We start from the raw sequence: 13,892 nt of genomic DNA, 5'->3' as shown, positions 1-13,892 counted from the left end.
ATTGACCTCTCCTTTTGCTTGTATATATATTATCACGGTGTCCCCGTAACAACCTAGGTAGAAATTACCTTTTAACCCTTAATCGATCCCATAAGTACACCCTTTGTAAAATGTTTCTGCATAAAAGGATAAACGATTAATATCGGAACCGTCGTCACGACCACAGCTGCCATTTGCACAGCGAACTGGCTAACCGTTCCGGAATTGGCAAGCGAATCAGCGTTTTGTGTAGCGACGTTAAGCAGAATGTTGCGCAAAACGACTTGAAGCGGCATCAAGTTCGAGTCATTCAAATAAACAATCGCATCGAAATAACTGTTCCAATGCCCCACGGCATAAAATAAGGAAACGGTGGCAAGAACGGGCAAGGAAAGCGGTAATATGATCCGCCATAACGACTGAAGTTCACTTGCGCCGTCTACCCTCGCCGATTCCTCGATTTCAGCAGGCAATTGCTCGAAAAAGCCTTTAATGATCACTAGATTAAATGCACTAATGAGCTGCGGTATAATCAATACCCACGGACTGTCTAGCAATCCCAGAGAGCGAATTAACAAATACGACGGAATTAACCCTCCGCTAAACATCATAGTAAACACAATGAATAGTAAAATTGGTTTGCGGCCAGGTAAATATTTCTTGGATAATGGATAAGCTGCTATGATTGTAAAAAACACATTAAGCGCTGTGCCTACAATCGTTCGAAACAACGTAATTTTATACGCCTGCCCTATACCATGAGAGATGAATACTTCTTTATAGGCTGTAAAAGTAAAGGATTCTGGTATAATAACAATTCCTCTTCTCAACACTTCCGATTCTGGCGTCACGGATACAGCAACCACATATAGGAAGGGAAGCAAACAAAGTAGGGATAGCACAATAAGAATCATATAAACGGCTGCTTGCCATACTTTTTCCCCGATAGTCAGATTAATCATACGAAAACCACCTCACCAAATTTGCCCATCGAATTTTTTGGCGAGCTTGTTCGCAGCCAGAACCAATATAAATCCGATGACAGCTTTAAATAATCCCACTGCAGTAGCCAAGCCAATCTTCAGTCGCTCCAACCCTTCACGATATACCCATGTGTCGATAATATCGATCTTCTCCTGATTAAAGCTGTTGGCAAACATGAATATTTGATCAAAACCTGCGTCCAAAATGTGACTCAACTTAAGGATCAACATGAGAATAATGACCCCTCGAATGCCGGGTAAGGTGACATGCCATAGCTGTCTCAACTTGGAAGCGCCATCAATTCGTGCCGCTTCATATTGGCTTGGATCGATTCCCGCTAATGCGGCAAGGTACAATATCGCTCCCCATCCAATATCCTTCCATATTTCAGATAAGATGACCAGCAGTCTGCCCCAAGCAGGTTCCGTCAGAAACGAGATGGGCCCCATACCATTTTCCTTCAAAATCATATTAAACAGGCCATCACCGGGGGCTAGTAAGGCCACCATCAGTCCATAAACGATAACCCATGACAGAAAATGAGGTAAATAAGTGATCGTTTGTACAATTTTCTTGAACCATTGCGTATAAACTTCATTCAGCAGCAGAGCAAGTATGATAGGAGCGGAGAAACCGAACAATAGCTTATACAGCGATATAAGAATCGTATTCCTCATGATGTCCCAGAAATAAACGCCATTAATAAAATCTTTGAAATTTTTCAATCCCACCCATGGGCTGTCCCATAGTCCCAAAGCCAGATTGTAGTTTTTAAAAGCAATAATGATTCCCGCCATTGGAATGTATTTGAATACAGCAAAGTAAATTAATGCCGGTAATAAAAGAGCATACATCACTTTATACTTTTGTATCGTCCTTATCCATGAGTTCCGCTTTTTGGGGAAGGGAATGGCGTCGGCTGCCAATTTCGCTTGCATTTCATCACCTCGTCTTTATTTATATTTGTATAATAACATCGCCCAATCGGATAAATTTCTGTAATTTCGAGAATTTCTTATAAGATATTAAGTTACTCGTGCCTTGGATTATTTCAATGTAATAGACATGAAAAAAACGGACTGAGTGACCGTCACCTTATCTAGGTGCTTCACTTTGTCCGTTTTACTCGAAGTCGCGAGTTAACTTATACCTCTTTATTATCTTTCAAATTTCCTTTCATTAAAGAAGAAATTTTACGTTCATCCGTTTTGGGAATTTGCTCCAGTTGCTGAATAACTAGTTCTTGCCGATGTAAGGAGTGATTCTGACTTAACTTTGCTTTCCCTTCGATCTTGTTGATCTTCAATTTAAATCCTTGAACGCCTTTGTTTAACCCGCTCAGAAACTCTTTGTCTAAATGCTGCAAGCTATATGAGCTATTAGGCGCTTCATACTTTACTACCATGTCATGCAGGCAATTCATGAGTTCATTCTCATCCTCTATGAGTTCTATTTCGCCATAAACATGAACGGTGACGTAGTTCCAAGTCGGAACGGCTTTATTGGTCTCATACCATGAAGGTGAGATGTAACAATGAGGACCATGAAATACTGCCAATACAACTTGTTTATCAATATCTTTCCATTGAGGATTTAGACGAGCAAAATGTCCGTATAAGTACTTGATTTCTTTATCTAAAATCAATGGTAAATGAGTCGCGTATGGCGCACCAGCATGTTGAGAAAACAAAGTTGCGAAGCTATTTTCTCTCATCATGTTGCAAGCGGTAGTTACATCTGTCATTTCAAAATGGGACGGAATATACAAGGATGCTTTCCTCCTATCAAATTCACATATTGGCTATTTAACATCATAACCATAGCGCTGAATTCAATGAAGTACCGATTCTAACTATTTTTATTGTACCAATTAGCTAAACTCTATCTAGAAGGAATCGCTCCTTGTCCGATTAGCTTTAACCTTTTTAAGTTGGGCAACAAGGATAACGCTAATAATCACCAGAAGGAACCATGAGCTGATTTTGCTGAAACTAACTAAATGCCAAGTTTGGTGTTGATCAGGATATTTCCACGCATCAAAAAATGTTGCGATATTTTCTGCTAACCAAATAAAGAAACCTACAATAATAAAAGAGATCGTTAAAGGCATACGATACGTGATCGTTCTTACCCGGTAGATGATCTGTGTTTTCCGGAAGATAATAAAGACAAGTGCCGTCAACCACCAACGAAAATCAGGAATAAAATGATGGGTAAAAAAGTTGAAATAGATCGCACCGCCCAATAAAGCTGAAGACTTAAGACCAGGCCAGCCAGTCATGTCCATCCGCAGTCTCCGCCACACCTGACACATGAAGCTTGCTACACTTGCATACATAAATCCGCTATAGAGCGGGACACCGAACAACTTCGTATACCCTGGCTCAGGATAAGACCATGATCCCATCCCTACCTTATATATTTCCAACATCAATCCAATGAAGTGAAATACACAGATCACTTTGATTTCATCAACTGTCTCTAATCCGCTGCGGTACATGAAGTATTGCACGCCAAGCAATATAAGTAGAATAGCATCATAACGATGAAGGAAAGGTACCGCTATTACATTAGAGAGGGCTAAAGTTCCAAAGATCGCAACAGGGAATATACAGCTCATCGACTGATGATAGCCAAAATGTACTAGTTGAATGATTGATTTCAATGAAGCTTTCTCCTTCCATACTCAGTTAGCTCAAGAATACTGGTAAACTGCTAGCTCAAGAATAAAGGCAAACTGTCTAATGAAAAAGAGAAGCTTTTTCGTTTATTATTTCTTGTTTTCGGTATCTGTTCTCGTCCCACCTAGATTCCCCAGCACGTTACAGCAACTCAGCCTCTCCTTCCAACACAAGAAAAACTATGCTTGCGTGCTAATTCACACAGTCAATGAACCTTGAGGAAAACCAGGCTCCCTAACGAACTCCATATTCTTTATTCGGCCAAAATCGCTCATTCTGAAAATCTAATGAATTCTAGATGCACTAATGCAAGAAAATGATACCAAATCGGGCAATTAAGTACCGGGTAACGCCAATCCAGTTCATTACATCTCCAAAGTAGCCATTTTCTCGTCTATAAGCATCCTACAGTTCTTTAGATGCCACTCAAGTCCGCCCCCCCAAAGCAAAGAAGCCTGTGGTGGACGTCAGCTAAAAAGGGAGAACCCCTTAAATCATCATCCCTAAATCGAATGGGCAGCTCTGGATTTTTGCGGGGTTAAGCTCCTAGCCACATTGTCGAAAGCTCCCAGCCAGTCGGTAGTGATGATGCTTCCGATGTAACCGTCTGGGCGAATCAGGACCAACGTGTCGCCGGTTATACCGTAAATGCTGATCAGACTGCCAGTGCTGTCATTGAGGCAAGCGTGCTCGACGCTGTCCTTGGTACCGACAGCGTATCGGTGCAGTTCTGCGCCGCCAGTCGGCCAGCTCAGCTTGGGGAGTATCGCAACGGCGGTGTCACCGAAAGCCAGCAGCGTGAAGTGTGGCCCCTGATACACATCGAACAAACGTCGTTCCCCGCTGGGCCCGGTGCACGGCGCATCAGGTGCGCGGTCGCCCACATGCAGGGTCTTGGTCGATGGCGCATCTGCGGGAGCGAGTAACCCGCCGTGGTACGAAAGTTTAAGCTGTCGCTCCTCGTCTCCGCGCTTAAGGCCGGAGATACGGTGCTTGCTGAGACTGGCGTAAAGCTCGCTCGACTTGCCGAGGACCCGCGCGGCAATCGGTTGCCGTTCGGCCTCGTAGCTGTCGAGGAGGCTATCGGGTGCGCCTGCGATGACCTGGCCGAGTTTCCAGCCGAGGTTGTAGGCGTCTTGCACACCGGTGTTGAGGCCCTGCCCGCCGGCAGGCGTGTGGACGTGGGCGGCATCCCCCGCCAGGAAGACGTTGCCCACCCGGTAGTGCTCGGCAAGCCGGACGTTGGGCCGGAACACCGAGGTCCAGATGATGTCGCGGAGCCGGAAACCAGTGAGCGTGCGGAACTGGGAAGCCAGATTGGCTTCGTCCAGATCAGGCGTCTCGCCCGGCGTCAGCCGAATCATGACCTGGAACTGGTCGGTGTGGGGCAGCGGGCAGGCTCCGACCGTTTTGCCGTGCGTGCGTGGCCATATGTGCCACCGCTTGCGTGAAAGACCGTCGATCGACCCGTCGATGATGAGCATTCGGTCGGAATCGTTGGTCTCTCCGACAAACCGAATACCCGAAGCCTTGCGGACAGCGCTCGAGCCTCCGTCGGCCCCGACCAGATACCGGCTGCGGACCTTCTCTCCGGATGAGAGTGTCGTCATCACGCCATCAGTATCTTGTTCGAAACCCTCCACCGCCATGCCGAACTCGATGCGCAGCCCGAGTCGGTCGAGCAGGCGGTGCAAGATGGCGTCGGTACGGTGTTGAGGCAGCATTACAATGTTCGGATACGGCACGCTCAAGGTCGGTCTGTTCTGCTGCTGCATCCGCCACGGCACTATGAACGGTCCAAGATGGAAGCCCGCGAGCGGGTAAGGGCCGCCCTCTGCAAGAGCCTCGCCCAGTACGCCGAGGTCTTCGAAGACCTCCTGGGTGCGCGGCTGGACTCCCTTCGCACGAGAACCCTTAAAGGCGTGCGGCGCCTTGTCAACCACTCGGACGCGAAGGCCGCGCCGCAGCAGGTCCGCCGCCAGCGTAGAACCCGTCGGACCCGCACCGGCCACGAGTACGTCAATGTCGATATGTTCTGTCAATTGGATCATCCCCCTTGTTCTTGTTGCACAATTGATTGGCTACTCCCTTTTTCTCGAGCAGCTCAACCCAGTAATTTAATTTCCCAAGAAACTTAAAGTTTCCTTTGAAACAATAATAGAACAATCCCATTTTCTTTGTCAATATGGTTTCCAAGAAACTTTATTTGAGGACCTCCTCTTGCTATACTGGAATTAGATAAACGATAGGAGGAGATATCCATGATCAACCATGCGGAAAAACAAAAGAAAGACCGCTTAATCAAAGAAGTATTGAAAACTGTGAATGGATTACAACATAAATTCCAGGCGGAAGATGACGAAGAGAAACAGTGGCTAGTCCAGAATAGCCCTACTCCTGCTATTGCTGAGTTGATGAAAGAATTGACTGTTATGATGCTGCATGTGCTGGATGCAATTGGTAAGCTTGAGCCCGTTAACGGTATAACAATCTCCAAGCAATTCGGCTTTTCCAAAGGGAATGTCTCTAAAATCACGAGGAAACTGCTGGACAAACAAATCATCTTTATTGAATACCTTCCCGATAACAAAAAGGAAATTCTGTTTCGTACCACATCACTTGGCAAGGAAATTTATCGTTTGCATCTAGCCTTGCATCAGCAAATTGATCTTGGGGTCAATAAATTCTTGCAACGGTACAACGAAGATGAATTGCAATTTCTCATCACAACCCTTCACGAAACTTTGCAGGCATCATGGATTCATTCGGAGTCAAGCACTGTGCAAGACACTGACAAGCTCCTTCCTTCTGTAACGGTTGCTGAAGAAATGAACGAAGTCATCGCGATGCTCGATAAGTTGGATTCCCGCAGCTTAAAGAAAGCAAAAGCGATTCTTAACGATGTTTTTTTTACAGAATATGAGGATTACGGATGATAGCAATAAGAGAAGCGGATTTGCCGCCACAAGAGATGAGCGTCTTCATAGCGCTTATTAACAACATAGCGGATCCTAGTTCCCTTTGGGCTTTGCCATGACAGTGAACGTCGTGTGAAAAGGAACTATGTTCCTCTATATGGCGAGAACTAGGGAAAACGTAGCCTGAAAGGGAACTGAGGTCCGCTATTTCAGCGGAACCTGCTGATTCCGACGGAGAAATGGTGACATAGCGGATCGTAGTTCCCTCTGGCGTGGAATATGGCTGTTTTCAGAATGATAGCGTACTGTAGTTCCCTCAAACTCGCTATCCTGACACATTTTGCTAGTAACGCGGCTTAACGTTCTCTTAACTCCGCGCGAAAGCTAAGCTAGCGGATCTCATTCTGTCAAATAGCTTGTTTATACCTCCAAACCAGCAGCCATTCGAACACATAAGTACGTTCACAGCTACCTTGTTCTCATCGCATCTCGTCGCATCTCTTCTCATCTCTTCGCATCTCATCGCATCTCGTCTCATCTCATTCTTGCACCGAAAAGGGCACCGCCTTAAGATCGCGGCACCCTTCACATGCGAGCAACTTAATCCCCTTTTTCGGTACCCACAATCTCGAAACTTTTGGATTTCTTTCAGCACTACGGGACATATCTTTTTGCCATGCTTGCTTTTAAAGGCTTCCCTGTGCCGATTCTCATCAAAGAAAATTCGGTGTCGGATGTCCTGTTTCATACTCTATATCCACGCAAAAACTTATACTTTCTGGCGTGTAATTTAAGAAAGAGCCTCTCCCTTTTCAAGGAGAAGCCCTTTCCGCATACCTTCTGTTATTTCTAAGTCGCATTAACGGGTTTCGGTGCTGTTTTGAATTCCGGTTCTTCTTCGGCCTGACCTACACGCTTAATAAAGAAGGAAAGCAGCAAGCCAACAACACCAATGCCAATAATGACAAGATAAGAATCATTGATCCCTTGAATTGATGCTTCTTTGATAAGTTCCTTGGTCGCAGTCGCTGTTTTGCTTGCTGTCATCATCTCTACCAAATGAGATTTGGTTCTTGTCGTCATAACCGTGATCAGTAGTGCGGTTCCTACACCACCCGCTACTTGCTTAATGGTATTAGAGATTGCTGTCCCATGCGCATTCAGTCTTGAAGGCAATTGATTGAGGCCCGCCGTCGTGATTGGCATTAAGAAGAGAGCCATCCCAAAGCGTCGTCCTGTGGACATGAGAACTAAATACGTGTAACTGGTAGCATCCGTCAAATTGATAAATCCAAGAGTGGTTACGATGGTAATGACCATTCCGACAACGGACAACCATTTTGCTCCGAACTTATCGAACAACTTACCAGCCACTGGCATCATGAGTCCCATGAGCAGGGCTCCAGGTAGCATAAGAATACCTGATTCCAGCGCCGTATATCCGCGGGCATTTTGCAAATATAATGGAAGCAGCATCATATCCGCATACATAACCATTGTAACCGCAATGTTGATCAGTGTTGTCAGGGTAAACATGTTGTATTTGAACGCTCTAAGATCTAAGAGTGGGTCTTTAATAACCAGTTGACGCCATGTAAACAATATTAAAGCGACAACACCTACAATGATAGATAGGATAACTTCAGCACTCGACCAGCCTTTACCGCCAGCGCTACTGAAACCGTAAAGAAGGAAACCGAATCCGATTGTCGAGAGAACAGCACCCCACGCATCAATTTTGGGATAGGTGCGTTCTGCGACATTTTTCAGATAGATAGAAGCAACTACAATTACGATGACAACAAATGGAATGATGCCATAAAAAAGGGTACGCCATGAATAATGCTCCAAAATATAACCAGCTATAGCAGGTCCAACAGCAGGGGCAAAAATGATCGCCAACCCAACCATTCCCATAGCTGCGCCCCGCTTATCTGGCGGATAGATCGTCAAGATGACATTCATGAGAAGCGGCATGATAATACCAGCTCCAGCCGCTTGAATCAGACGGCCAACCAATAATAATTCAAAGCCAGGTGCCACGGCTGAAACAATAGTACCAATGAGGAAAATAATCATGGAAGCCTGGAACAGCTCCCGCGTCGTAAAGCGTTGCATCAGGAACGCTGTGACTGGAATTAAGACACCGTTAACCAGCATATAACCCGTGGTCAGCCATTGACCTGTCGAAGCGGCAATATCAAATTCAACCATGAGCTTCGGTAAGGCAACACTCATAATCGTCTGATTCAGAACGGCAATGAACGCCCCCAAAATCATTACAAACAACAAGGGTCCTTTCTTAATGGAACTACTGTCAAATGCTGCAATTTTACTCATTTCACTGATTCCTTTCAAATTCAATTTCAAACTAATTTACATTGTGTAGTATAATTAATTGATGTAAATAGTATTATAGTCATCTATCTTACCGTTCACAAGCAACAGCTTTTTTATAAATGTATATTAAATGACACTTCCAAAGGATCTGTCGTCTAACTAATACATAATCCACAACTCTCGCTGAATTTGTCGCATAATACCCTTGAGGAGAATGGAAGTGAATGCTCGTGTCATCAAAAGCACACCGAGTAGACCCGCGTGTACTTCGCACACGCCAATTGATTCGAGATGCCTTTATTGAATTGCTTTACGAGCTTGAGCTTGAGAAAATAACCGTGAATCGCATCTCGGAACGAGCAACGATCAATCGTGTCACTTTCTATCTTCATTATCGAGATATTCCAGATATGATCGATAGATTTGCTGATGATATGATTAATGAAATCCACGCCATCTTGAAGGAATTTCCTAACCATCCCGATTCTAACATGCAAATGATCATCAAAATTCTTGAGCATATCGCAGAAAATTCGAAATATTATAAGGTTCTGCTCGCTTCCAAACGCATACCCGTATTTACGGAACGACTCATGAAGCTGTTCGCTGAATTTATTACCACTCGAATGAACAAGCTAGAGGAATCCTCAACATTGAAAGTTCAAAAAGATATTGCAATCTGGTACGGCTCCTCCGCCATTATTGGTACGATAGTATTCTGGCTTCGCAATGATTTACCCTATACGCCTATTTATTTGGCTGCACAGCTTTCAGAATTGCTCCATCTCCCTCAAAAAGAAGCAAAATAAAAGCAAGACAGCTCAAAGAGGCTTCTCCAAGGTTTATAACCTTTTGAGACAGCCTCTTTGAGCTTGTTGAGAACAAAAATCAGGTCTATTGATTAAACTAGGAAGCCGTAAACATCCAGGATACACCAAACTTATCCACGAACTGTCCGAAAAATCCGCCCCAAGGTGCTTGTCCGAATGGAAATAGCACATTACCGCCATCCGATAGCTTATTGTAAGCATCGCGGCCTTCGCCTTCCGAAGCGAATTCAAGATTCAAACTTATCCCATTCCCGTGAGTATGTCCATCGAAATCACTCATAAACAGGTTACATCCCGCGACAGCTATGCACATGTGCATGACCTTGTCTTTAATTGCTTCCGAGGTTTCCCCCATTTGGCCATGTGTCATAACCGACACAATTTCTCCGCCGAGAGAGCTGATGTAGAACGCTGCTTGAGCCCTGGCGTCCTCAGAGATAATATAGGGTGTAAGTTTTGCCATGAATAAACATCCTCTCTTGGTTAGTTTTATTTCACACTCTTACTATACCCATCGTTTTTCGTTTGTTCAAGGGTAAGTTGTTCAAATTAGTATATTGACTATTTTTGCAAATAAAGAGTAATTGAAACATAAATGGCGGATATTAAGTCCAACTGAAATTACATGCAAAAGGCGAGATGAGAGATGAACACCTCGACAAGGGAAGCAAAACTAACCTATATTGATCAAGTATTTGAGCGTAATTCTGATTTTATTAATAAGGAAGCCTATATTTATCAGGTCCAGGTCCAAGTCTGCTATTTGGGGACACTCGTTCATTATGAAGATTCTTATGACACACTAGTAGCTAGATTGGCACACTTGGATGTGAAAGATAACCTGATCGATCAGATCGCCCTATCCCCTTCGACTAGGGTGAATGTTCCCTTAACCGAACTCGTGAATTCCATCTTACAAGGCATGCTGATTATTTTCCCTCAAGATGGTTACGAGAATATCGTGATTGAGCCCTCTTCGATCAATAGCAGTCGTAGTATTGTGGAAGCTCAAACGGAGAATCCGATTCAGACATCATTAGATGCCTTTACGGAAGACATGTATGCAAATATTAGTCTCATTCGCAGAAAAATGCGGGTCAAAGATTTACACGTCCAGACGTACACCCTTGGAGCAGAGCTCCCTCGCGAAGTGGCTGTCCTCTATATGGAAGGACAAGCCGATCCGAATGTCGTTCAACTCATCCATAACTGTTTGAATGAAAACGACAGCATGGATATTTCTGATGTGCAAGGACTGATGAAAGCTCTTAAACAGCCCAGTTACAGTCTTGTTCCTACTTATCTAACTTCCGAGCTTCCTTCCACAACCAAACACAATTTGATGGACGGCCGCGTGGTCATCTTCTTGGATCATTTTCCATTCTCACTTTCATTCCCCTCGATTATATCGGACTTTTGGGATGTGAAAACGGATAAAGATCAACCAACGCTGTATATGTATTTATACAGGATAATTCGTATCGCGAGTTTAATCATCGCCATTACGATGCCAGGGTTATATGTGGTTCTCAATTCAGTCAACCCTGAACTTTTGCGTATCCAGTTGGCTGTATCGATCACAAACTCCAGGGAGGGAGTTCCCTATCCTGTTCTTGTTGAATTATTGATGATGCTGTTTATCATTGAAATGGTTATCGAAGCAAGTATTCGTCTTCCCAAAAGTATTGGCCCAACCATTACGATGGTCGGAGGTATTATTCTGGGACAAGCTGTCGTTTCAGCCCGGTTAGTCAGTTACTTTCTTATTATTGTCGTGGCCGGCTCGACGATCGCGCATTTTACGATGGGCACGTATATGAACACTGTCTCCATTCGGTTGTACAAGTATGTCGTAATCATGTTTTGTGCATTGTATGGCATACTCGGACTTATGTCGTCCATCGCCTTGTTTTGTTTTTACCTTGGGACGATTACAACGTTTGAGGTCCCTTATTTGAGCCTCTCCACTAGAAGAGGAAAATCCAAATGAGCAATAGAGCCTTATTAACCATGTTTGTCATCGTTCATCTCTCGCTGTATTTTTATATCTATCCGGTCAAAATGATTGAAGCGACATCCACAGGGCATTGGGAACCTATTATTGTTGGTTTTCTTATAGAATTGTGTTGTGTTTGGGTATATGCGAAGGGGCTCTCTGCTTTTCCCGGTAAAGATATCGTGGATATATGTAAAATGGTAGCGGGGAATTGGATGGCTCGCCTTCTGCTTATTCCATTGTTGGCCTTTTTATTCTTGAATTCCAACATTACCCACAGCTATGAGATGGAATCGGTCAGCATCCTTCTGCTGCCTAATACCCCAACGTATTTCATTTTATTTCTCTATGTCATTCCCCTCTACATTGCATGGAAAGGCTACGGAGCGATTTCAAGAGGGGGGATTTTGTTATTCATCTGTGTGCTGCCTTTGGTTGTATTCTCATTGATAAGCGCGATGAGTAATTTCGATTTCGATAACATCTTTCCACTCTATAATACGCACTTGAGTTTCTTCAAGAGGCCGATGTTTTATTCTGCCTTTTTTGCGCATGCCGGTTTCTTATTCTTAGGAATGGTTAAGCTGAGACACAAGTTGCCTATGCGCTATGTCATTCCTATTTTAGGCATACTTTTTATTTTTGCGTTATCCTCTGTTTATGTGCCGATGCTCATTTTCGGTCAGGAATCGATTATCTATTTTCGTTATCCGAATGTGTTGACATCAGATACGGTTGACAGTGAGTGGGTTGTATTTGATTGGCTCCCGACTTTTTTTGTTATTGCGATGATCGCCATCTCTATGATAGAAACGGCAGTGACTTTCTGGATGATGGCAACGTTGATGGAAAAGCTGTTTTTGAAAAAGAAAAGGGGGATCGCAGTCCTCATCGTTGGTGTATTATCCTACATCTTCAGCTGTTATTTGGATAACATTGATACGTTGGAGAAATTTACACTCGTGCGTACCTACCTCTGCTTCTACAGTATCATTGGTATACCGCTTGCCGTCATTCTCATGAGTCTGAGGTATAGGAGGAATCCTGCTTGATCCGTCGCTCATTCGTATCGGTTATACTTCTGCTATGTACCTTAAGTGCACTCCTTACTGGCTGTTGGGACACGAAAGATATTAATAAGCGACTCATGCCTGTTGTTATGGGAATATGCAAGGAGAAAAATCAGGATTACCGAATTATCTTGCAAATACCAAGTCCTGAAAAAAAAGGCTCTCAATATATGGAGAGCAGCTCCGCGACAATCACCAATGCGATTGACAACATTCGGACAAAATCGGAAAAAGGTATCGACCTTCTACATATTCGACTGTTTCTTGTCTGTGAGAAAACGGCAAAAGAAAGTCTTGCTGATATCATCGATTACGCGGTGCAGGCCAACGATATCTCCATTAAAGGATTGCTGGCGATTGTTAGAGGAAATTTCGATGAAGTGATCCATCACCAAATAACTGCGAACCCAGAGCTTTCTTCTTATGATTTTTTCAGTGAGCAGGCTGGCTGGACACCCGAATCGACAATCATTCGCTTATGGGAAGCATACCGGGATATAAAGTCTTATACGCAAGACATGTCCATCCCTATTCTCATTAAAGGAACGGACACGCTGTACCAATTTGAAGGATCAGCCATCATCCGTGTGGATAAAATGGTAGATGAAATTTCTTCTGACGAGGTTCTTCTTTACAACATATTTCAGGAAAAATATACTGGTGGTACCATTGAGGTTGCCGACCAAAGCAGTGTTAAGATTAAAAAGGCAACTATCAAACATGACATCAAATGGCTGGCAACAGGACCTCAAATAAAGAGTCGCATTAAATTGAAAGTAGAAATTTTGGAGAATAAAAATGAAGAATCCGAGGAGCAGATTGCAACGAAGCTCAAAGAAACCATTGAAAAAAGAGCCAACAAATTACTAAATCAGCTTAAAAATGATCGAGCAGACGCTCTTGGCATAGGACAACTCTTTCGAAAAAAGATGAACGAAGAGCAGATTAAAACTTGGAAGCAGCACTGGTATCTGAATATGGAATATGACATTACCGTAGAGGTTACCATACTGAATAGTCTGTATCTTAAGTCTCCGAATAAAATCAAGAAACCAGTTTCATAAAAATGTTATGTAAACAAGCTGGCGCCGTCT

Annotated in this window: 12 protein-coding genes and 1 pseudogene; 5 read left to right on the top strand and 8 right to left on the bottom strand. The window is 43.8% G+C overall.

Features of this window, described 5'->3' with window-relative positions; genetic code table 11:
* Positions 1 to 71: 71 nt before the first annotated feature.
* From LOZ80_RS10970 to LOZ80_RS10950, 5 genes are all read right to left on the bottom strand, one after another.
* The gene (locus tag LOZ80_RS10970; RefSeq protein WP_238171463.1) at positions 72 to 941 is read right to left on the bottom strand and encodes a carbohydrate ABC transporter permease; all 870 of its coding nucleotides are present in this window, start codon (positions 939 to 941) and stop codon (positions 72 to 74) included.
* A gap of 12 nt (positions 942 to 953) precedes the next feature.
* Positions 954 to 1,901, bottom strand: coding sequence for an ABC transporter permease (locus tag LOZ80_RS10965; RefSeq protein WP_238171462.1), 948 nt, complete (start codon positions 1,899 to 1,901; stop codon positions 954 to 956).
* Between the two features lie 206 nt (positions 1,902 to 2,107).
* Positions 2,108 to 2,731, bottom strand: coding sequence for an FMN-binding negative transcriptional regulator (locus tag LOZ80_RS10960; RefSeq protein WP_283214753.1), 624 nt, complete (start codon positions 2,729 to 2,731; stop codon positions 2,108 to 2,110).
* Positions 2,732 to 2,848: 117 nt separating this feature from the next.
* Positions 2,849 to 3,628 carry a DUF817 domain-containing protein gene (locus tag LOZ80_RS10955; protein WP_238171461.1) on the bottom strand — a complete coding sequence of 260 codons (780 nt, stop codon included), beginning with the start codon at positions 3,626 to 3,628 and terminating at the stop codon, positions 2,849 to 2,851.
* A 519-nt stretch (positions 3,629 to 4,147) separates the two neighbouring features.
* Positions 4,148 to 5,686 carry an FAD-dependent monooxygenase gene (locus tag LOZ80_RS10950; RefSeq protein ID WP_238171460.1) on the bottom strand — a complete coding sequence of 513 codons (1,539 nt, stop codon included), beginning with the start codon at positions 5,684 to 5,686 and terminating at the stop codon, positions 4,148 to 4,150.
* A gap of 219 nt (positions 5,687 to 5,905) precedes the next feature.
* Between LOZ80_RS10950 and LOZ80_RS10945 the strand changes: the two genes are divergently transcribed.
* Complete coding sequence (locus LOZ80_RS10945) at positions 5,906 to 6,580, top strand: helix-turn-helix domain-containing protein (RefSeq protein WP_238171459.1); 675 nt, start codon at positions 5,906 to 5,908, stop codon at positions 6,578 to 6,580.
* A 536-nt stretch (positions 6,581 to 7,116) separates the two neighbouring features.
* On the opposite strand, the pseudogene LOZ80_RS39460 reads toward LOZ80_RS10945, so the two are convergent.
* Positions 7,117 to 7,310: pseudogene (locus tag LOZ80_RS39460) on the bottom strand (transposase zinc-binding domain-containing protein); the annotation flags it as partial.
* A 101-nt stretch (positions 7,311 to 7,411) separates the two neighbouring features.
* A complete protein-coding gene (locus LOZ80_RS10940; protein WP_238171458.1) occupies positions 7,412 to 8,902 on the bottom strand; it encodes a DHA2 family efflux MFS transporter permease subunit in 1,491 nt (496 codons plus the stop codon).
* A gap of 224 nt (positions 8,903 to 9,126) precedes the next feature.
* Between LOZ80_RS10940 and LOZ80_RS10935 the strand changes: the two genes are divergently transcribed.
* Entirely contained in the window at positions 9,127 to 9,711 is a 585-nt protein-coding gene (locus LOZ80_RS10935) for a TetR/AcrR family transcriptional regulator (protein WP_238171457.1), read from the top strand.
* 97 nt (positions 9,712 to 9,808) lie between these two features.
* Here LOZ80_RS10935 and LOZ80_RS10930 read toward each other — a convergent pair whose 3' ends face one another.
* On the bottom strand, positions 9,809 to 10,195 hold the full coding sequence (locus tag LOZ80_RS10930; RefSeq protein WP_238171456.1) for a VOC family protein: 387 nt from the start codon (positions 10,193 to 10,195) through the stop codon (positions 9,809 to 9,811).
* 183 nt (positions 10,196 to 10,378) lie between these two features.
* On the opposite strand from LOZ80_RS10930, the gene LOZ80_RS10925 reads away from it, so the two are divergent.
* The 3 genes from LOZ80_RS10925 to LOZ80_RS10915 are packed head-to-tail and all read left to right on the top strand — an operon-like array spanning position 10,379 to position 13,862.
* Positions 10,379 to 11,722, top strand: a complete 1,344-nt coding sequence (locus LOZ80_RS10925; RefSeq protein WP_238171455.1) for a spore germination protein — start codon at positions 10,379 to 10,381, stop codon at positions 11,720 to 11,722.
* Positions 11,719 to 12,780: a GerAB/ArcD/ProY family transporter gene (locus LOZ80_RS10920; RefSeq protein WP_238171454.1), complete on the top strand. Its 1,062-nt coding sequence runs from the start codon at positions 11,719 to 11,721 to the stop codon at positions 12,778 to 12,780. Before LOZ80_RS10925 ends, LOZ80_RS10920 begins: the two co-directional genes overlap by 4 nt.
* The gene (locus LOZ80_RS10915; protein WP_238171453.1) at positions 12,777 to 13,862 is read left to right on the top strand and encodes a Ger(x)C family spore germination protein; all 1,086 of its coding nucleotides are present in this window, start codon (positions 12,777 to 12,779) and stop codon (positions 13,860 to 13,862) included. The genes LOZ80_RS10920 and LOZ80_RS10915 overlap by 4 nt, the downstream gene beginning before the upstream one ends.
* The last annotated feature ends 30 nt before the right edge of the window (positions 13,863 to 13,892 follow it).

It is taken from the genome of Paenibacillus sp. HWE-109 (assembly GCF_022163125.1).
Lineage (GTDB): Bacteria > Bacillota > Bacilli > Paenibacillales > NBRC-103111 > Paenibacillus_E.
Note: the sequence above shows the minus strand (reverse complement) of the source record. Positions and strands in the feature narration are given on the sequence as shown.